19 protein-coding genes are annotated in these 18346 nt (G+C 65.6%); 6 read left to right on the top strand and 13 right to left on the bottom strand.

The genetic code is table 11. The features are described 5' to 3' along the window. The first annotated feature begins 151 nt into the window (after positions 1 to 151). Positions 152 to 427, top strand: a complete 276-nt coding sequence (rpsT, locus tag FOC67_RS01640) for a 30S ribosomal protein S20 (protein ID WP_003094744.1) — start codon at positions 152 to 154, stop codon at positions 425 to 427. A gap of 66 nt (positions 428 to 493) precedes the next feature. On the opposite strand, the gene FOC67_RS01635 is transcribed toward rpsT, so the two are convergent. The 5 genes from FOC67_RS01635 to rplU all read right to left on the bottom strand — a co-directional run bounded on the left by FOC67_RS01635 (position 494) and on the right by rplU (position 4113). After that, a complete protein-coding gene (locus FOC67_RS01635) occupies positions 494 to 958 on the bottom strand; it encodes a CreA family protein (protein ID WP_003094746.1) in 465 nt (154 codons plus the stop codon). A gap of 11 nt (positions 959 to 969) precedes the next feature. After that, the gene (gene proB / locus FOC67_RS01630; RefSeq protein ID WP_003094756.1) at positions 970 to 2088 is read right to left on the bottom strand and encodes a glutamate 5-kinase; all 1119 of its coding nucleotides are present in this window, start codon (positions 2086 to 2088) and stop codon (positions 970 to 972) included. 70 nt (positions 2089 to 2158) lie between these two features. After that, positions 2159 to 3379 (bottom strand): Obg family GTPase CgtA, encoded by a 1221-nt coding sequence (gene cgtA, locus FOC67_RS01625; RefSeq protein WP_009316261.1) that lies wholly within the window; start codon positions 3377 to 3379, stop codon positions 2159 to 2161. A 141-nt stretch (positions 3380 to 3520) separates the two neighbouring features. Continuing rightward, positions 3521 to 3778 carry a 50S ribosomal protein L27 gene (gene rpmA, locus FOC67_RS01620; protein ID WP_003094760.1) on the bottom strand — a complete coding sequence of 86 codons (258 nt, stop codon included), beginning with the start codon at positions 3776 to 3778 and terminating at the stop codon, positions 3521 to 3523. 23 nt (positions 3779 to 3801) lie between these two features. Further along, complete coding sequence (gene rplU / locus FOC67_RS01615; protein WP_003094761.1) at positions 3802 to 4113, bottom strand: 50S ribosomal protein L21; 312 nt, start codon at positions 4111 to 4113, stop codon at positions 3802 to 3804. Between the two features lie 240 nt (positions 4114 to 4353). Here rplU and FOC67_RS01610 point away from each other — a divergent pair, with 240 nt between their 5' ends. From FOC67_RS01610 to FOC67_RS01600, 3 genes are all read left to right on the top strand, one after another. Beyond that, positions 4354 to 5322, top strand: coding sequence for a polyprenyl synthetase family protein (locus FOC67_RS01610; protein ID WP_003094763.1), 969 nt, complete (start codon positions 4354 to 4356; stop codon positions 5320 to 5322). Positions 5323 to 5459: 137 nt separating this feature from the next. Beyond that, complete coding sequence (locus FOC67_RS01605; RefSeq protein WP_003094765.1) at positions 5460 to 5684, top strand: hypothetical protein; 225 nt, start codon at positions 5460 to 5462, stop codon at positions 5682 to 5684. A gap of 342 nt (positions 5685 to 6026) precedes the next feature. Then, entirely contained in the window at positions 6027 to 8054 is a 2028-nt protein-coding gene (locus FOC67_RS01600) for a c-type cytochrome (protein WP_009316260.1), read from the top strand. Between the two features lie 69 nt (positions 8055 to 8123). Here FOC67_RS01600 and FOC67_RS01595 read toward each other — a convergent pair whose 3' ends face one another. From FOC67_RS01595 to FOC67_RS01570, 6 genes are all read right to left on the bottom strand, one after another. Continuing rightward, complete coding sequence (locus FOC67_RS01595; RefSeq protein ID WP_003094769.1) at positions 8124 to 8741, bottom strand: FKBP-type peptidyl-prolyl cis-trans isomerase; 618 nt, start codon at positions 8739 to 8741, stop codon at positions 8124 to 8126. Positions 8742 to 8825: 84 nt separating this feature from the next. Beyond that, on the bottom strand, positions 8826 to 9131 hold the full coding sequence (locus tag FOC67_RS01590; RefSeq protein WP_003094771.1) for a DUF6482 family protein: 306 nt from the start codon (positions 9129 to 9131) through the stop codon (positions 8826 to 8828). Between the two features lie 256 nt (positions 9132 to 9387). Then, a complete protein-coding gene (locus FOC67_RS01585) occupies positions 9388 to 9876 on the bottom strand; it encodes a TIGR00645 family protein (RefSeq protein ID WP_003111135.1) in 489 nt (162 codons plus the stop codon). A 173-nt stretch (positions 9877 to 10049) separates the two neighbouring features. Then, positions 10050 to 10391 (bottom strand): hypothetical protein, encoded by a 342-nt coding sequence (locus FOC67_RS01580; RefSeq protein WP_003094775.1) that lies wholly within the window; start codon positions 10389 to 10391, stop codon positions 10050 to 10052. Positions 10392 to 10541: 150 nt separating this feature from the next. Beyond that, entirely contained in the window at positions 10542 to 12995 is a 2454-nt protein-coding gene (locus FOC67_RS01575; protein WP_003094777.1) for a Lon protease family protein, read from the bottom strand. A gap of 98 nt (positions 12996 to 13093) precedes the next feature. Next, positions 13094 to 13420: a TraR/DksA family transcriptional regulator gene (locus tag FOC67_RS01570; protein WP_003116271.1), complete on the bottom strand. Its 327-nt coding sequence runs from the start codon at positions 13418 to 13420 to the stop codon at positions 13094 to 13096. A 234-nt stretch (positions 13421 to 13654) separates the two neighbouring features. Here FOC67_RS01570 and FOC67_RS01565 point away from each other — a divergent pair, with 234 nt between their 5' ends. Next, entirely contained in the window at positions 13655 to 14143 is a 489-nt protein-coding gene (locus FOC67_RS01565) for a DUF3015 domain-containing protein (RefSeq protein WP_003094783.1), read from the top strand. A gap of 58 nt (positions 14144 to 14201) precedes the next feature. Then, positions 14202 to 16058 carry a DUF4105 domain-containing protein gene (locus FOC67_RS01560; protein ID WP_003094784.1) on the top strand — a complete coding sequence of 619 codons (1857 nt, stop codon included), beginning with the start codon at positions 14202 to 14204 and terminating at the stop codon, positions 16056 to 16058. Here FOC67_RS01560 and FOC67_RS01555 read toward each other — a convergent pair. Further along, entirely contained in the window at positions 16052 to 16606 is a 555-nt protein-coding gene (locus FOC67_RS01555) for an NADAR domain-containing protein (protein WP_003134970.1), read from the bottom strand. The two genes, FOC67_RS01560 and FOC67_RS01555, sit on opposite strands and share 7 nt — an antisense overlap. Before the next feature lie 55 nt (positions 16607 to 16661). Next, positions 16662 to 18257, bottom strand: a complete 1596-nt coding sequence (gene rtcR, locus FOC67_RS01550; RefSeq protein WP_003094789.1) for an RNA repair transcriptional activator RtcR — start codon at positions 18255 to 18257, stop codon at positions 16662 to 16664. Between the last annotated feature and the right edge of the window lie 89 nt (positions 18258 to 18346).

Genomic DNA, 18346 nt, shown 5'->3' with positions numbered 1-18346 from the left:
CGGAATAAATCACCCGCAAGAAAGCAGGCGACATCCGTCGCCGATCTTTCCGGCCGCATGCGCAGCCCCTTGACAACCCCTGGAGGCGACGGCATTATTCGCGGCCTTAATTTGTTCGCTATTTACCCAGTTTTTTTCGAGGAGCTCGACGGTGGCCAACACACCTTCCGCCAAAAAACGCGCCAAACAGGCTGAGAAGCGTCGCAGCCACAACGCCAGCCTGCGCTCCATGGTGCGCACCTACATCAAGAACGTCGTGAAAGCCATCGACGCCAAGGACCTGGAAAAAGCCCAGGCCGCCTTCACCGCCGCTGTACCGGTGATCGACCGCATGGCTGACAAAGGCATCATCCACAAGAACAAGGCTGCTCGTCACAAGAGCCGTCTGAGCGGCCACATCAAGGCCCTCAGCACCGCTGCCGCCTAAGGCACGCCTTGCTCGAATAAAAAACCGGCCAATGGCCGGTTTTTTATTGCCCGCGACTCGCTCGCCTCAGCGAGCGGTCGGCCAGGGCATGAGGGGAATCGCCGTCACCGCGTTCTGCGGACTACCTTCGATCACCCGGTCGCTGTAGACCAGATAGACCAAGGCATTGCGCTTGCGATCGAAGAAGCGCACCACCTGCATGCTTTTGAACACCAGCGAAGTGCGCTGCTTGAACACCTCTTCGCCATCCTTGAGTTCGCCACTGAACTGGATCGGCCCCACCTGGCGACAGGCGATCGACGCCTCGGCGCGATCCTCCGCCAGTCCCAGGCCGCCCTTGACCCCACCGGTCTTGGCGCGCGACAGATAGCAGGTCACACCCTGCACCTTGGGATCGTCGAAAGCCTCGACGACAATCTTGTCGTTCGGCCCGACCCACTTGAACACCGTGGAAACCTCGCCGATCTCCTCCGCCCCGGCAAGCGCCGGCAACAGCAGCAGACCACCCAGCAACCCCGCGAGCTTGCGCATTCGCCCTCTCCTCAGACCAGAACCAGATTGTCGCGATGCACCAGCTCCGGCCCATCCACGTAGCCGAGCAAGGCCTCGATGGCATCCGTCGGCTGACCGAGGATCTTCTGCGCCTCCAGCGCACTGTAGTTGACCAGGCCGCGCGCCACTTCGCGCCCGCCCTGGTCCACACAGACCACCATCTCGCCGCGACGGAAGCTGCCCTGGACCGCCTTGACCCCAACCGGCAACAGGCTCTTGTGATCCTGGCTCACCGCCTTCACCGCACCATCGTCCAGCACCAGGGTGCCGCGCATCTGCAAGTGGCCGGCCAGCCATTGCTTGCGCGCCGCCTTGCGACTGCGATCAGGAGTCAACAGGGTGCCGAGGCGTTCGCCGGCGCGCAGGCGGTCGAGGACACGCTCGATACGCCCACCGACGATCACCGTATGCCCGCCGGAACGCGCCGCCAGGCGCGCCGCCCGCAGCTTGGTCTGCATTCCGCCGCGCCCCAGGGCGCCGGCACTGCCGCCGGCCACCGCATCGAGCTGCGGATCGTCGGCACGCGCCTCGTAGATCAGTTGGGCATCGGGATTGTTGCGCGGATCGGCGTCGAACATACCGTCGCGATCGGTAAGGATCACCAGCAGGTCGGCCTCGACCAGGTTGGCCACCAGTGCCGCCAGGGTGTCGTTGTCGCCGAAGCGGATCTCGTCGGTGACCACCGTGTCGTTCTCGTTGATCACCGGGACCACGCCCAGCTCGACCAGGGTCCGCAGGGTGCTGCGGGCGTTCAGGTAGCGCTTGCGGTCGGAGAGGTCGTCATGGGTCAGCAACACCTGGGCGGTCTGCAGGCCATGCAGGGCGAAGCTGGACTCCCAGGCCTGCACCAACCCCATCTGTCCCACCGAGGCGGCGGCCTGGAGTTCGTGCATCGCGCTAGGTCGGGACACCCAGCCCAGGCGGCTCATACCGGCGGCGACGGCGCCGGACGACACCAGCACCAGCTCGATGCCGGCGCAATGCAGCGCCACCATCTGCTCGACCCAAACGGCCATGGCATTGCGATCCAGCCCACGGCCATCGGCCGTCAGCAGGGCGCTACCGATCTTCACCACCCAGCGCCGCGCGCCAGTCACCTTGTCCCGCATACCCTCAACCTTAGAAGCCCAGGCTTCGACTCTTCAGCCCCGCCGGCCCGCCCGGCGGGGTATCACGCCATCAGGGAACGTAGAAGATCTCCGGACCGTCGCCGTCGTCTTCCTCATCATCGAAATCATCGTCATCCACCGCACCGGCGTTCTTCAGCCCCGAACGCCGCAGCGCGCGCGCATCGTCCAGCGCCTGCAGACGGGCCCGCGCCTCGTCCTCGATACGCCGGTCGAGTTCGGCCAGCTCCTCGGCATACTGCGGATCTTCTTCCAGGCGCAGGGTACGCTCGTCGAGATAGCGCATGATGTCCTGGCTGAGCGCCTCGGTGCCATCGCGCTCCAGGGCGGAGATCACATAGACCGGGCCTTCCCAGCCCAACCGCTCGATCACCGCCTGCTTGCGCACCTCGCGCTCGGCCGGATCGAGGATCTGGTCCATCTTGTTCAGCACCAGCCAGCGCTCGCGCTCGGTCAGCGCCGGACTGAAGCGACCCAGCTCGCGAACGATGACCTCGGCGGCATCGGCCGGATCGCTTTCGTCCAGCGGCGCCATGTCCACCAGATGCAGGAGGATACGGGTCCGCGCCAGATGCTTGAGGAAGCGGATGCCCAGCCCGGCGCCTTCGGCGGCACCTTCGATCAGGCCGGGAATGTCGGCGACCACGAAGCTCTTGTAGCGACCGACGCTGACCACGCCGAGGTTCGGCACCAGGGTGGTGAACGGATAGTCGGCCACCTTCGGCTTGGCCGCGGACACTGCACGGATGAAAGTGCTCTTGCCGGCATTCGGCAGTCCCAGCAGGCCGACGTCGGCCAGCACCTTCAGTTCCAGCTTGAGGTCGCGCGCCTCGCCCGGCTTGCCCGGGGTGGTCTGGCGCGGCGCCCGATTGGTACTGGATTTGAAACGGGTGTTACCGAGGCCGTGCCAGCCGCCCTGCGCGACCATCAGCCGCTGACCGGGCTCGGTCAGGTCGCCGATGATCTCCTGGGTATTGGCGTCGATCACGGTAGTACCGACCGGCACCGGCAGGATCAGGTCGTCGCCCTTGGCCCCGGTGCAGTCCTTGCTGCCGCCGTTCTCGCCGCGCTGGGCATCGAAACGGCGGGTGTAGCGATAGTCGACCAGGGTGTTCAGGTTGACGTCGGCTTCCAGGTAGATGGAACCGCCGTCGCCACCGTCGCCGCCGTTGGGACCGCCCTTTTCGATGAACTTCTCGCGACGAAAGCTCATGAGGCCATTGCCGCCGTCACCGGCTTTCACGTGGATTGATACTTCATCGACGAATTTCATGGATATGCCTCCCACCACGAGGGCGGGTTAACAGAAAAAAACATAGGATACAGGATGCCCCGAAAGCAGGGCATGGCCGGAAGCCGGCGCAGAAACAAAAAAGCCCCGTCGCGAGACAGGGCTTTTTCAGCGAGCTATTGCTTAGGCAGCAACGATGCTCACGTATTTGCGACCAAAGGCGCCTTTGGTCTCAAACTTGACCACGCCGTCCACTTTCGCGAACAGGGTGTGGTCCTTGCCCAGGCCAACGCCGTAACCGGCGTGGAATTTGGTGCCGCGCTGACGAACCAGGATGTTGCCAGCCTTTACAGCCTGGCCGCCGAACAGTTTCACGCCAAGGCGTTTACTTTCTGAGTCGCGGCCGTTGCGGGTAGAACCGCCAGCTTTTTTGTGTGCCATGAGTCATATCCTCCAGAAAGGAATTAGGCCTGAATGCCGGTGATCTTGATTTCAGTGAACCACTGGCGGTGGCCCTGACGCTTCATGTGGTGCTTACGACGGCGGAACTTGATGATGCGGACCTTGTCGTGACGGCCGTGGGAAACCACTTCAGCGGTAACCTTCGCACCTTCGACGACCGGCAGGCCGATTTTCACGTCTTCGCCATTGGCAACCAGCAGGACGCGGTCGAAATCGATCGCTTCGCCGGTAGCGACGTCGAGTTTCTCGACCTTGAGGAATTCGCCTTCGGTGACTTTGTGCTGCTTGCCACCGGTAACAATCACTGCGTACATGTCTATCTCCGTTAAACCTGCTCACCCGACGCTTTATAGAAGTAGGAATCGGCCGGCATGGCTGCATGGGGTCGGATCGGACGCCCGTGCAATTGCGTAAGGCAGGGTATGCCAAGGAAGTTCAGGGCCCGCGATTGTACGGAAAGGTCCAGGCCGAGGCAAGTGCCACGGGCCTTTCCTTGACAGTCCCCCCCCTGCCACCTAGCATGCCGCGCAATCTTTGTGGAGCTATTGTCACTGATGCAACCCCAGGCCTTCTACCGCGTGGTGGCGGAAGATTTCACCGCCGTCGACGGGATCATCCGTCGCCAACTCACCTCCCGCGTTCCCCTGGTGGAAAAGATCGGCGACTACATCATCTCCGCCGGCGGCAAGCGCCTGCGTCCGCTGCTGGTCCTGCTCGCCGGCAAGACCCTGGGCTACAAGGGCGACGACCTCTGCCTGCTGGCCGCCACCATCGAATTCCTGCACACCTCCACTCTGCTGCACGACGACGTCGTCGACGCCTCCGGCCTGCGCCGCGGCCGCTCCACCGCCAATGCCCTGTGGGGCAACGCGCCGAGCGTGCTGGTAGGCGACTTCCTTTATGCCCGCTCCTTCGAAATGATGGTCGAGCTGGGTTCCATGCCGGTCATGCGCATCATATCCCAGGCCACCCGGGTGATCGCCGAGGGCGAAGTGCTGCAATTGTCCAAGGTACGCGACGCCAGCACTACCGAAGAGACCTACATGGAAGTGATCCGCGGCAAGACCGCGATGCTTTTCGAGGCCTCGACCCACAGCGCCGCCGCGCTGTGCCAGGCCGGCGAGGAACAGTCCGAGGCACTGCGCCGCTTCGGCGACTACCTGGGAATCGCCTTCCAACTGGTGGACGACCTGCTCGACTACCGCGGCGACGCCGCGACCCTCGGCAAGAACGTCGGCGACGACCTCGCCGAAGGCAAGCCCACCCTGCCGCTGATCGTCACCATGCGCGACGGCACCGAGGAGCAGGCCGCGCTGGTACGCAAGGCCATCCAGCAAGGTGGCAGCCAGGACCTGGAGAGCGTCTGTGCCGCCGTCGAGGCTGCCGGCGCCCTGGACTATACCGCCAACCTCGCCCGCGACTACGCCGCCCGCGCCATCGCCTGCCTGGATACGCTGCCGGACAACGAATACCGCTCCGCCCTGGTCGAACTCAGCGAATTCGCTGTCGCCCGTACCCACTGAACCGGGCTCGACTTGTGACGAACGCCGCCGTTTTCACGGCGGCGTTTTCGTTTTGCGACGAAAGGCACGATCAAGACTTGCTATTACGATAATAAGAATTATTCTCATCTCACAGTCTTGTCACGGAGATGAGCGCCATGACTTATTTGATCGATGCCTGGCTTGATCGGCCACACCCCTACCTGCGGATCCTGCACCGGGAAACCGGGGAAATCTGCGCAGTCCTGGAAGAAGACGCGCTGGACGAACTGCGTGACCAGGGCGGCCTGGACCTGCACGAGTTGAACTCGAGCGAACCGCTGATCCTCAAGGAGCTGGTACGCAACCTGTTCCTCTTCTGCTACGCCCGCGCCCTGCGCTGAGCCTTTGCGATGACGCCAGGACGCGTCATCCGTGCGCCGCTGCCCGGGAGGCGGATCGCACGAACGGAGGCAAAGGCGCCTCCGGCCGGTTCCGGGAAGGTCACGGACGACCTTCCCGGAGTCACTTTCCTCATGTCCCGGTCTTTCCGCAACGCCTCGCCCGAGCACGCCGGCAGCCCCTCGCCGCGATAGGGATTCCTGCCTGATCCACATCAAGCCGACCTCGCCTGAAAGCCGTTACAACAGCGGCGTGACCGTCGTCCTGTCGACGGCCGCATAACGAAAAAAAGAATGGACCGTGGCCGAGGGGACCGCCCCAGGCCTACGCCTAAGGATGAGGAAATGCCTGCTTCTTTCCCGCGCCTCGGCTTGCTCGGCGCGCTGTGCTCCATCGTTCCCCTGCTCCATGCCAGCGAACCGACCACGGACGCTGCGCTCATCGAAAAAGGCCGCTACGTGGCCCAGCTCGGCGACTGCATCGCCTGCCATACCGGCCCGCAGGGCGCGCCGATGGCCGGCGGCCTGGAGCTGAAGACGCCAATGGGTACCATCTACTCGACCAACATCACTCCCGACCGGGAGACCGGCATCGGCCGCTACAGCTTCGAAGAGTTCGACCGCGCCATGCGCAAGGGGGTGACCGCCGAGGGAGTGAATCTCTATCCGGCGATGCCCTACCCGTCCTACGCCAAGATCAGCGAAGAAGACATGCGTGCGCTGTACGCCTACCTGATGCACGGCGTGCAACCCGTCACCCAGGCGAATACGCCGAGCGCGATGAGCTGGCCGTTCAACCAGCGCTGGGGCCTGTCGCTGTGGAACTGGGCGTTCCTCGACGACGCGCCGTTCACCCCCTCCAGCGACGCGGACCCGGCGATCAACCGCGGCGCCTACCTGGTACAGGGACTCGGCCACTGCGGCGCCTGCCATACTCCGCGCGGCATCGCCTTCCAGGAAAAAGCCATGAGCGAAGCCGGTCGTTCCGGGCAGCTCTACCTCGCCGGCGAAACCGTCGAACAATGGCAAGCGCTGAGCCTGCGCAACCTGTGGACGGTGGAGGACACCGTGCAGTTGCTGAAGACCGGGCAGAACCGCTTCGCCACGGTGTCCGGCAGCATGACCGATGTCATCCACCACAGCACCCAGCACTTCAGCGACGACGATCTGCTGGCCATCGCCAGCTACCTGAAGTCCCTGCCGGCCGGCAAGGACGACCTGCCCATGCCCGACAGCGAACGCCCACTGGCAGCACCGGTCGACCTGTACAGCTCGCGGGGCGGTCTCGGCTACGCGCAGTTCTGCTCCGACTGCCACCGCAAGGACGGCAGCGGCGTCCCGGGTATGTTCCCGCCGCTGGCCGGCAACCCCACGGTCGCTTCGGCCAACCCGAGCACGCTACTGCATATCACCCTTACCGGCTGGAAAACCGCGGAGACCGCAACCCACTCGCGGGTCTACACCATGCCCGGCTTCGCCCAGCTGGAAGACCGCGAAATCGCCGAAATCCTCAGCTTCGTCCGCAGCAGTTGGGGCAACCAGGGTTCGTCGATCGATGCCGGCCAGGTGAAGAAACTGCGCCAGCAGATCGAGGCCGGCAACGACCCGGCCACGACCTTCGTCTCTCCACGCCTGGCGGACATGCTCGCGGCGCCGAACGCCGAACAGGTGGTACGCGGCATGCGCCTGCACCTGGAGACCCGCGAGCTGCTGCCGGCGAACGTCGGCAACCAGTTGAACTGCACCAGTTGCCACCTGAACGCCGGAACCGTAGCCGACGGCTCGCCCTTCGTCGGCGTCTCGGCGTTCTTCCCCAGCTACGCGCCCCGGGCGGGCAAGGTCATCGGCCTGGAGGAGCGCATCAACGGCTGCTTCCGGCGCTCGATGAACGGTAAGCCTCTGCCGCCGGACTCTGCCGACATGCAGGCGATGGTGGCCTACTTCGACTGGATGAAGAACAACACCCGGCCGCAGGACAAGGTCGCCGGCCGCGGCGTCGGCAAGGTCGACCCGGCGCTGAAGCCCGACCCGGAGAACGGCCGCAAGGTCTACGCCCGACAATGCGCGGTGTGTCATGGCGAGAATGGCGAGGGGCTGAGGAACAGCGCCGGCGAGATGCTCTTCCCACCGCTGTGGGGCGACGAGTCGTTCAATATCGGCGCCGGCATGGCGCGGACCTTCACCGCTGCCGCCTTCGTCAAGCACAACATGCCGATCGGCTTCCAGGAACGCTTCCCGCTCGGCCAGGGCGGCCTCAGCGACCAGGACGCAGTGGACGTCGCGGAGTACTTTTCGCACCAACCGCGCCCGGACTTCCCGGACAAGATCAAGGACTGGCCGAAGGACAAGCGTCCGCTGGATGCCCGCTACTGATGCCGCAATGAAAAACGCCCCGTCGATGCGTCGACGGGGCGTTTCGCTCCTTCCTGGGGCCGATGCGCCTCAGAGGATTTCCAGCAGTTCGACGTCGAACACCAGCACGCTGTGCGGGGGAATGCTGCCGACCGCCTGGCCGCCATAGGCCAGTTCGCTCGGTACGTGCAGGCGCCACTTGGAGCCGGCGTTCATCAGTTGCAGCGCTTCGACCCAGCCGGCGATCACGCCGCCCACCGGGAACTCGGCCGGCTGGCCGCGCTGGTAGGAGCTGTCGAATACGGTGCCGTCGATCAGGGTGCCGTGGTAGTGGGTGCGCACGGTATCCTCGCGGGAAGGCTTGGCGCCCTCGCCAGTGCTCAGCACCTCGAACTGCAGGCCCGACGGCAGCACGGTCACGCCTTCGCGCTTGGCGTTCTCGGCCAGGTAGGCGCGGCCTTCGCCAGCGGCGGCTTCGGCCTTGGCCTGGGCTTCGGCCTGCATGCGTTCGCGGATCACCTGGAAGCTGGCCGACAGCGCCTCGCCGGAAACCCGGCTGTCGATACCTGCGAACGCATCGGACAGGCCGGCCAGGACTGCGTCCAGGGTCATGCCTGGAACCGGATTCTCGCGCAGTTGGTCGCCCAGTTGACGGCCGATGCCGTAGCTGACACGGGCTTCGTCAGTGGTCAGGTTGAGTTCGCTCATGGCGGTGCTCCGCTGTGGGGTCGAAAAAGGGCGGCCAGCCTAGCACAGAAGGCCCTTCCCCCCTACCGGCGCAGCCGCTTGTGCTCAACCCTGGCGGATCGACAGCGGCAGCCCGCCGATAAACGAACCCGACTCGGCCAGGAGGCCACACATCTCGTCATCGACATCGGCGCACACCAACTCCACCGGAACCCTGTCCAGCCCGCGCAGTACCTGGCGCGCATGCTCCACGGAGCGCAGGCTGACCGGCTGGCCGAGATCGTCCTCCACCGGATAGGCGCGGCCGCCCATCTGCGCCTCCAGGACATAGATGCCACCCTCCAGCGACACCAGGTGCAAGGCGTCGATATGTCCGGCCTGGACCCGGCCGGCGAGATCCTGCATGTTCATCGCGAACCTCTCGAGGTTGCGCAGGCAGCGGAAGCCTCCAGGTTTCCGCCAACCGCCTCGGTCCCGACAGCGCCGGCCCGATTCCCGGCATCGTCCGGCCGCCAGGCCCCGACGATGCGAAGGACGCCCGCTCCCGGCGTCCGCCCGATATCACAGGAAAGTCTTGCCCAGGCGACAGGCAACGCAAGCCGGAAACGCCGCCGCCCGTCCGTTTTACAACGGCCGGGCGGCGCGAGCGAAACACTGGAGAGGGTCGTCAGTGACGGGTCTGCTTATCCAGGTAGCCCATGGCGAACGCCGAGAGCACGAAGGTCATGTGGATGATCACGTACCACATCAGCTTGTTGTCCGGCACATTCTTCGCGTCCATGAAGATGCGCAACAGGTGGATCGAAGAGATCGCAACGATGGAGGCGGCCACCTTGTTCTTCAGCGAGCCGGAATCCATCTTGCCCAGCCAGTTGAGCTTTTCCTTGCCTTCGTCGATGTCCAGTTGCGAAACGAAGTTCTCGTAGCCGGAGATCATCACCATGACCAGCAGGCCGCCGACCAGAGCCATGTCGATCAGCGAGAGCAGGACCAGGATCAGGTCGGCCTCGGCCATCGCGAAGATGTTCGGGATGACGTGGAATATTTCCTGGAAGAACTTGATGGTCAACGCCAGCAGCGCCAGCGACAGGCCCATGTAGATGGGAGCCAGCAGCCAGCGCGAGGCGTACATGGCGTTTTCGAAAAAGCGTTCCATGGTCTCTTGTGTGTATGTGCAGGGGGAAATGGGGCGGCGAGTATAACGCAGCGGCCGGCGGTTTTTATCCAGAAAATCTGTGGATAAATATGTGCACCGAGCCGGGATGGATCCCGCCAGCGATGATGGCACGGGGCCTTGGCCGGATTGCTCAGGCTTTGCCCAGGCGCCGCTCAGGATTCCGGGCGAAACAGGTAGTCGCCGACATGCGGCCGTCGTTCGCCATTGAGTCGGCGCAGTTCGCCCTGCAGGTGCAGGCGCCAGATCGGCGGGTCGACGGCTTCGATATAGCCTTGCTGGGCCAGGCAGTCGGCAATCGCCTGCAACACCCCTTCGGCCACCAGCGGTCCGTGGAAGGGGCCCTGGGCCTTGATCGCCGAAGGCTGGGAGCCGGACATGCCGGCGGCGCAAAGCAGGGTCCAGAGTCCGTTCTCTCCGGCCAGCGGCCTGACCACGCATTCGATTCGCGTGGTCAGCCCCAGACAAGGGCGGATGAGGCAGAGGTTACGCGGCATGGCGGCATCCTCACGGGGGTTCCCAGTTTTGAGCCTACACCTGCCGCCAGGTTCCGCATAGCGCCGGCGGGAACTTGTCCACATGGCTGAAACGCACGAGGGCGGGGCTTTCCAGCCCCGCCCTCGGCAGGTTCCGGCAACGCGCCGGACTCAGTCCTTCTTCGCCGCGGCCTTGTCCTTCGCCGCGACGGTCTCTTTCTCCGCCGGCTTGTCCTTTTCCTTGTCGTCCTCTTCCATGCCGAGTTCGGATATCTCCTGCAAGCGCGCCACGACCAGATCGTTCACGCTGCCTTTCGGGAAGCGTCCCTTCTCGTCCTGGGCACCGACCGGCTTGCCCACCAGCAGCGCCAGCGCCTCGTCCACCTCGCGCACCGCGTAGACGTGGAACTGCCCGGCGCGCACCGCCTGCAATACGCGCTCGTCCAGCATCAGGGTGGTGACGTTGGCGCGCGGGATGATCACGCCCTGCTCGCCGGTCAGGCCGCGCGCTTCGCAGAGGCGGAAGAAGCCCTCGATCTTCTCGTTGACGCCGCCGACCGCCTGCACCTCGCCGAACTGGTTGATCGAGCCGGTAATGGCGAAGCACTGCTTCAACGGCGTCCGCGACAGTGCCGAGATCAGCGTGCAGACCTCGCCGAGCGAGGCGCTGTCGCCGTCCACGTAGCCGTAGGATTGTTCCAGGGCGATGCTGGCGGAGATTTCCAGGGGGAACTCCTGGGCGTAGCGGCTACCCAGGTAGCCGGTGAGGATCATCACGCCCTTGGAGTGGATCGGCTGGCCGAGGTTGACCTCGCGCTCGATGTCGACGATGCCGCTGCTGCCCGGATAGACGGTCGCGGAAATCCGCGCCGGCACGCCGAACACCGAGTCGCCCACCTCCAGCACGGTCAGTCCGTTGCACTTGCCGACCGCGGCGCCAGCGGTGTCGATCAGGATGATCCCCGCCAGCATGTCGTCGAGGATCCGCGCCGACACCCGTCCGGTGCGGGTCTGCTTGGCCTTGAGGGCACGCTCGATGTGGCCGAGCTGGATCACCTCCTCGTTCGCCAGCTGACGGATGAAATCGGCTTCGCTGACCAACTGGAACAGGTCGCCGATCCGTGCCGAAAGCCGCCCCTGGTGCTCGGCCAGGCGCGCGCTGTAGGTCGCCAGTCGCGCCACCGCCGCGCCGCTGAGGGGCGCCATGCCCTCTTCCGAGGTGCGCGTCTTGAGCAACTGGGCGAACTGTTCGAGGCTGTCCTCGCCCAGCGGGATGTCCTCGTCGAAGTCCACCAGTACCCGGAACATCTCCTGGAAGTCCGGGTCGAGGTCCTGCAGGGTGTAGTAGATCTGCCGCGAGCCGATGATGATCACCTTCAGTTGCAGCGGGATCACCTGGGGGGTCAGGGAAACCGCAGCCAGGCGGCCGAGTTCGGCCAGCGGCGACTCCATCTTCAACTGGCGCGACTGCAGGGCACGCTTCAGCGCGTCCCAGACGAACGGCTCGCCCAGCATCTTTTCCGCCTCCAGGATCAGGAAGCCGCCGTTGGCCCGGTGCAGCGCCCCCGGACGCAACTGCCGGTAGCTGGTGTAGAGCGCCCCCTGGTCCGAGCTGTACTCGATGCGGCCGAACAGGTTGTCGTAGGTCGGGTGCGACTCGAACACCACCGGCGCGCCGCTGGTCGCGTGGTGGACGATGGCCTGGTTCGGCGCGTACTGCTCGATCAGCCCTTGCTTGCGCTGGGCGTCGGTGCGGCTGTCGTCGACCAGTTGGTCGACCACGGTCTTCAGCAGGTTCAGTTGCATCGCCTGCAGGTAGGCGCAGACGCCCGGGTTGTTGTTGTACTTCTCCACCAGAGGCGCCAGCAGGGGCTGCAGGGCCAGGGTGATGGTTTCCTCGTTGAGCTCGCGCAACTGGTTGCTCGACTCGCGCTTCCACTGCGGCAGGCTCGCCAGTTCCTCGTTGAGGTACTCCTCGAGGGCGGCGATATCCTTGTGGAAACGCTCGCGCTCGGCTTCGGGCAACTGGGCGAATTCGGCCTCGTCGAGGGCCTTGCCGTCCTTCATCGGGGTGAAGGCGACGTTGGCGCTGTCGCGGTACAGCGCCACGTCCTTCTCCAGGGCGCGCCGCTCCACCGAGTCCAGGGCGCGGTCGTAGCGCTGGTTGAAGGCGCGGTCGACGGCGTTCTTCTTCTGCTGGTAGGCCGGATGCTCGAAGACCGCCGGGAAGGTCGACATCAGGTTGTCGATCAGGCGGTCGATGTCGGCGCTGAACTCGGTCGCGCTGCCCGGCGGCAGCTCGATCACCCGAGGTTCGCGCGGCTCGTCGAAATTGTTCAGGTAGACCCAGTCGGAGGGCGTGGCGACGCGCTTGCCCTCGGCTTGCAGGTAGCGTTTGACGAAGGAGAAGCGTCCGGTCCCCGGCTCGCCCATGACGAATACGTTGTAACCCGGACGCGGCATCGCCACACCGAACTGCAGCGCCTCGACCGCACGCTCCTGGCCCAGCACGCCGCGGAAGGGCTCCAGGTCATCGGTGGTGTCGAAGGCGAATTGCTCGGGAGCGAACGGGCGGGTCAGTTCTTCTGGCGCCAGGCGCAGGCCGGCAGCGACGGAATCGGGCATCGGGAATCCTTGCATCGGGCGGCAGATCGCCGCGGGGTGTCGTCGCCCGCATTCTCCCCCCAGCCTCGCGCCACTGACAAGGCGCGGATGGCGCTATCTCACCGATGTACCAGGTCGGCGCAGCGCAGGCAGTATTCCGCCGCAGGCAGGGCGGCCAGGCGCGCCGGTTCGATAGCCTCGCCACAGCGCTCGCAGTAGCCGTAGCGACCTTCCGCCAGGCGCAGGCGGGCCAGGCCGACCTGGCGCATCCCCGCCTCCGCCTCGGCGAGCAGGCCTTCGAGCACTTCGTCGTTCTGGCGCTGCACCGCCTGCTCGGCAAAGTCCGGCGAATGGCTGCGCGCCAGGTCCCGGCGGATCGCCGCGGCGCGTGCCGCGTACTCGGTCGCCAGGGTTTCCAGGGCGGTAGCGGGGTCGAAAGCGCTCATATCCACCTCCTGCATGAGGAACGGCTGACCAAGGCCGGTTTCGCTCAGACCGACCAGAACTTTCCCAAGTCTGGACGGTTCCAAGCGGATTGCCGCTGACGCCGGTCAATTTTCGCCCGGCATTGCGCGCTGCCACCCATTCGGTGCCTTGACACCCCGGTGGCATTCCGAAAAGCTCACGGCGTCGCTGGCCCGCTCCAGATGGCTCCGATCCACCTCAAGAGAGAACAAACGATGAAACGGATTCTGCTCGGTACCCTGTTCGCCGCCGCCTCCTTCAACGCTTTCGCCGACGCTCCCGGCGGCGCCGGCTGCGGCTGGGGCAACATGCTCTTCAAAGGCCAGCGCGGCGTGGCCACCCACGTGGTCGCGGCGACCACCAACGGCACTTCCGGCAACAACACCTTCGGCATGACCACCGGCACCAACGGCTGCCATACCAACGGCGCGCTGTCCTATGGCGGCAAGCCCCTGCTGGTGCTCGGCAGCATGATGGACGAGCTGTCCGAAGACATGGCCAAGGGCAATGGCGAAGCGCTGACCACCTATGCCGTGGTGCTGGGCGTGCAACCGCAGGACCGCGAGCACTTCGCCGCCGTCACCCATGAGCATTTCTCCGAGATCTTCAACAAGTCCGACGCCACCGCCGCCGACGTCTATGCCAACACCCAGGCGATCCTGAAACAGGACGCCCGCCTGGCCAAGTACGCCGAGCAGGCCTGAGCCTCGCCGCCTGCCCGTTCGCGGGCAGGCCCCTTTCCCCAAGCATTAAGCCTTGCCGATGCCGAAACGCCTGTTGCCCTGGATGGCGCTGTGCGCCTGCTCCCCCCTTCTGGCTGCGCCCACGGTTCCCGAGGCCCGCCTCCAGCAACTGGCCGCCGATCCCTACTGGATCGCCCTCGGCCACTACGAACGCGGCAAGCTCGGCGGTTGGCGCAGCTACGTCGACGACGAGCGGTTCTTCCTCGCCGACAACGGCGAGAGCCACCCGGACGCCGAACTGGCGGCCACGCTAAAGGCGCTCTATGCCTCGCCCAGCCTTGGCGACAAGCATGCCCAGTGCGTCTACCCGGCGCGCACCCGCTGGCTGCGCCAGCAACTGCAACTCGACGACCTGCCGCAGCCGCAGTGCGGCGAATACGACAACTGGTACCGCGACATCAACCCGCACAGCGCGGTGCTGGTGTTCCCCGCGGCCTACCTGAACAGCCCGTCGTCGATGTTCGGCCACACCCTGCTGCGCATCGACCAGGCCGACGTCACCAGCAACAACACCGCCCTGCTCAGCTACGCGCTGAACTTCGGCGCCTACATCGAAGGCATGGACAACAGCATCCTCTATGCCTGGAAAGGCCTGATGGGCGGCTATCCCGGCCTGTTCGCGCTGGTCCCGTACCGGGAGAAGCTGGCCGAGTACAGCCGCCTGGAGAACCGCGACCTCTGGGAATACAAGCTGAACCTCACGCCCGAGGAGACCGGGCGCATGGTCGAACACGTCTGGGAACTCAAGCAGGTCCGCTTCGACTACTACTTCTTCGACGAGAACTGTTCGTTCCGCCTGCTCGAACTGATGGAGATCGCCCGCCCGGGCATCGAGCTGACCGAGCAGTTCCCGCTTACCGCGATCCCCACCGACACCGTCCGCGCGGTGAAGAACGCCGGGCTGATCGAGCGCATCGACTACCGGCCGTCGCGCGAGAAGGAACTGCTCGCCCGCGCCGAACCGCTCGACCATGCCGAGCGCGACTGGGCCAAGCGCCTGGCGGACGACGACAGCCTGCTCGACGCTCCCGACTTCAAGGCCCTGCCGATGCCGCGCCAGGCGCTGATCCAGGACGCCGCCTTCCGTCTGGTGCGCTACCGCGCCACCGGTCAGGCGCGTGACAGCGGCATCGCCTCGCGCAGCTACAACCTGTTGCGTGCGATCAACCGCAACCCGCCGCCGGACCTCCAGGTCGAGCGCCCCGGCCAGCCGGAAGACGGCCACGAGTCACGGACCTGGCAGTTCGGCGTCGGCAGCCGCGATGACCGCGCCTTCGCCGAGTACGGCCTGCGCATGGCCTACCATGACCTCGCCGATAACGCCTATGGCTTCCCCCTCGGCGCGCAGATCGAGATCGGCCAGCTCAAGCTGCGCCAGTACGAAGGCAACCGCTGGCAGTTGCAGAATCTCGACCTGGTCACCATCCGCTCGCTGACCCCGCGCAACCAGTTGCTCAAGCCGCTGTCCTGGCAGGTCGCCGGCGGCCTGGAGCGGGTGCCGGGCGAGGACGGCGACGAAAACCTGGTCAGCCACCTCAACGGCGGCGCCGGCGGCAGCTGGATGTTCGGCGACGACCTGCTGCTCTACGCCATGGGCACCGCGCGGATCGAGAACAACAGGGACTTCGCCGCCGCCATCGCCCCGGCGGTGGGCTTCGACAGCGGCTTGCTGTGGCGCAACCCGCTGGGCAACCTGACCCTAGAGGCCAAGGGCGACTACTTCCACAACGGCGAAGTGCGCCGCAGCCTGGGCTTCGTCCAGCAGGTGGAGCTGGGCCGCGACCTCGGCCTGCGCCTGAGCGCCGAACGCGAGTTCAGCCATGTCGGCAAGCCGATCAACGAGGTGAAGCTGGAGCTGCGCTGGTACTACTACTGAGCCAGCCTCCGGCGCACCTCCATCAGGGCGAAGCCGAGCAGGTTGAGGCCTTGCCAGGTCGCCGGCTCGGCTGCCAGGGGATCGCTCGCGGCCAGGCCGATGCCCCAGATCGCGTCCACCGGGCTGGCCTCGACCAGCACCCGGTCGGCGGTGCCCAGAAGGTATTTCTTCAGCGAAGCGTTCTGGCCGAACTTGCCGAGGTTGCCTTCGATCACGATTCCCACCCGCTCGGCGTTCCAGCGTGCCTCGTCGAAGCCGGCGACTTCGCGGCCGAGGGCCTTCGCCTCGCCTGGGCTGCGCGCCGCCAGGATGCGCTCGAGCAGCCTGGAGTCGTCGAACAAGCGTGCCTTGGCCGCCATCATGTAATGCTCGGCGCTGGCGTAGCGCACCCCGTCGAGCTTGAACGAAGCCTCGTACCACTGGCTGAAACAGCTCTTGCCGACCTTGTCATCCGTCGCCGGACGATGTCCCCAGAAATACAGGTACTTGAAGCTTTCGCCGGCCGCGCAGCGCTGGCGCAGCCGCTCGACGTCCATTATCTCGCTCATCGGCATTCGTCCCTGGAGCCCGTGAAAAGACGCCAAGGATATCCCGAAGTGGTGTTCAGGCGCGTATCTGCGCCCAGTCCAGGCCGAAACGCGCCAGGTACTTGCGCAGCCGGTCGGCGTCGTTGGGGTTGCGCTTGTCCTGGCGCGAAACGGCGAACAGCCGGCGTCCCGCCTCGGAAAGGGTCTTAGCCCCGCGGCACACCTCCAGCACCGACTGCAGTTGCAGGCGGTCGAACAGATCCAGGGCCTCCACCCGCTGCCCCAGCAGATCGGCCAGTGGCTCCCGGCCCGCATCGAGCCCCCAGGCCTGGCGCAGGCGAAGGATCTCCTCCTCGACCAGCGCCTCGTCGATCCGCCCGCTGTCGGCCAGGGTCGCCATCCGTGTGATGGAAGCCGACAGCTCGCGGAAGTTGCCGGCCCAGCGCGCTTCGCTGGAACCGGCGAAGGCCAGGTAGCGACGCTTGGCCTCCAGGTTGAAACGCACCTGCCGCCCTTGCTCGCGGGCGTGCCGCTCCAGTTCGAAGTCGATGTTCGGCTCGATGTCCTCGCGGCGTCCAGCCAGGCCCGGCAGCTCGAAGGTCCACAGGTTGATGCGGGCGAACAGGTCCTCGCGGAACAGGCCTTCGGCCACTCGTCCGCGCAAGTCGCGGTGGGTCCCGGCGATAAGCTGGAAGTCGCTCTCCACCTCACGGTCCGAACCCAGCGGGAAGAAGCGCTTCTCTTCGATCGCTTTGAGCAGCATCGCCTGTTCGTCGGCACCCAGCTCGCCGATCTCGTCGAGGAACAGCATGCCACCGTCGGCTGCGCGCAGCAGGCCTTCGCGCGCATTCTGCGCGCCGGTGAAGGCGCCCTTGACGTGGCCGAACAGGGCCGACATCGCGCCGTCGCCGCGCAAGGTGGCGCAGTTGACCTCGACGAAACGCCCGTCGAGCTGGTGCCGGCTGCGCTTGAGTTCATAGATGCGCCGGGCGAGGAACGATTTGCCGGCACCGGTCGGCCCCACCAGCAGCATGGGTGCCCGCGAACGCACGGCGACCCGCTCGATCTGCTCGATGGAGCGGTTGAAAGCGGCATTGCGCGTGGCGATTCCCGACTTGAGAAAAGCCAGGCTTTCCTCCTGTTCGCGGCGGAACCGCGAGGCGATGCGGTCGTAGCGGGACAGGTCGAGGTCGATCAGCGTCGCCGAGCCCTCGGGATGGCGCGCCTCGTCCTTGCGCCGCGACGGCGAGGTCTGCACCAGCCGGGCCGGCAGGTAGCGCGCCTCGGTAAGGAGGAACCAGCAGATCTGCGCGACATGGGTCCCGGTGGTGATATGCACCAGGTAGTCCTCGCGCTCGGTGTCGAAGGGGTAGGCGCTGACGAAATCGTGCAGGGCGCCATAGACCTCCTCGAAGTCCCAGGGGTTGCGCAGTTCCATCTGCTGCAGGCGGACCTCGGTATGCGGCGACACCGCGGCGATGTCGGCGCGAATCCGCTCGGCCAGGCCGAGGTCGCGGGCGTCGTTGCCGTGGATCAGTTCGAGGCGGTCGATCAGCAGGTCCGGCTGCTGGCACAGGCCGATGCTCGGCCGCCACTTTTGCCAGCGCGCCGCGCCCTTGCCGAGACGGTCGAGGGTGGCGCCGATGAAGCCGATGGCGACCGTGCGTTTCATCACTGCTTATCCTTCAAGATAAAGATCGATATGAAAATATATAGAAATAGTCGGGCATCTCTCCATCGAATTCGCCGACGAATCGCAAT

The organism is Pseudomonas sp. FDAARGOS_761, assembly GCF_013343155.1.
GTDB classification, from domain to species: domain Bacteria; phylum Pseudomonadota; class Gammaproteobacteria; order Pseudomonadales; family Pseudomonadaceae; genus Pseudomonas; species Pseudomonas aeruginosa.
This window is presented reverse-complemented; position numbering and strand designations above follow the sequence as displayed.

What these genes read in the sequence shown, in the direction of transcription:
- rpmA (WP_003094760.1), bottom strand. Translation starts at nt 3,778, where the DNA reads ATGGCACACAAAAAAGCTGGCGGTTCTACCCGCAACGGCCGCGACTCA.
- FOC67_RS01565 (WP_003094783.1), top strand. Translation starts at nt 13,655, where the DNA reads ATGAAACGGATTCTGCTCGGTACCCTGTTCGCCGCCGCCTCCTTCAAC.
- proB (WP_003094756.1), bottom strand. Translation starts at nt 2,088, where the DNA reads ATGCGGGACAAGGTGACTGGCGCGCGGCGCTGGGTGGTGAAGATCGGT.
- FOC67_RS01600 (WP_009316260.1), top strand. Translation starts at nt 6,027, where the DNA reads ATGCCTGCTTCTTTCCCGCGCCTCGGCTTGCTCGGCGCGCTGTGCTCC.
- FOC67_RS01585 (WP_003111135.1), bottom strand. Translation starts at nt 9,876, where the DNA reads ATGGAACGCTTTTTCGAAAACGCCATGTACGCCTCGCGCTGGCTGCTG.
- FOC67_RS01590 (WP_003094771.1), bottom strand. Translation starts at nt 9,131, where the DNA reads ATGAACATGCAGGATCTCGCCGGCCGGGTCCAGGCCGGACATATCGAC.
- FOC67_RS01555 (WP_003134970.1), bottom strand. Translation starts at nt 16,606, where the DNA reads ATGAGCGAGATAATGGACGTCGAGCGGCTGCGCCAGCGCTGCGCGGCC.
- FOC67_RS01605 (WP_003094765.1), top strand. Translation starts at nt 5,460, where the DNA reads ATGACTTATTTGATCGATGCCTGGCTTGATCGGCCACACCCCTACCTG.
- FOC67_RS01580 (WP_003094775.1), bottom strand. Translation starts at nt 10,391, where the DNA reads ATGCCGCGTAACCTCTGCCTCATCCGCCCTTGTCTGGGGCTGACCACG.
- cgtA (WP_009316261.1), bottom strand. Translation starts at nt 3,379, where the DNA reads ATGAAATTCGTCGATGAAGTATCAATCCACGTGAAAGCCGGTGACGGC.
- FOC67_RS01610 (WP_003094763.1), top strand. Translation starts at nt 4,354, where the DNA reads ATGCAACCCCAGGCCTTCTACCGCGTGGTGGCGGAAGATTTCACCGCC.
- rtcR (WP_003094789.1), bottom strand. Translation starts at nt 18,257, where the DNA reads ATGAAACGCACGGTCGCCATCGGCTTCATCGGCGCCACCCTCGACCGT.
- rplU (WP_003094761.1), bottom strand. Translation starts at nt 4,113, where the DNA reads ATGTACGCAGTGATTGTTACCGGTGGCAAGCAGCACAAAGTCACCGAA.
- FOC67_RS01635 (WP_003094746.1), bottom strand. Translation starts at nt 958, where the DNA reads ATGCGCAAGCTCGCGGGGTTGCTGGGTGGTCTGCTGCTGTTGCCGGCG.
- FOC67_RS01570 (WP_003116271.1), bottom strand. Translation starts at nt 13,420, where the DNA reads ATGAGCGCTTTCGACCCCGCTACCGCCCTGGAAACCCTGGCGACCGAG.
- FOC67_RS01595 (WP_003094769.1), bottom strand. Translation starts at nt 8,741, where the DNA reads ATGAGCGAACTCAACCTGACCACTGACGAAGCCCGTGTCAGCTACGGC.
- FOC67_RS01560 (WP_003094784.1), top strand. Translation starts at nt 14,202, where the DNA reads ATGCCGAAACGCCTGTTGCCCTGGATGGCGCTGTGCGCCTGCTCCCCC.
- FOC67_RS01575 (WP_003094777.1), bottom strand. Translation starts at nt 12,995, where the DNA reads ATGCCCGATTCCGTCGCTGCCGGCCTGCGCCTGGCGCCAGAAGAACTG.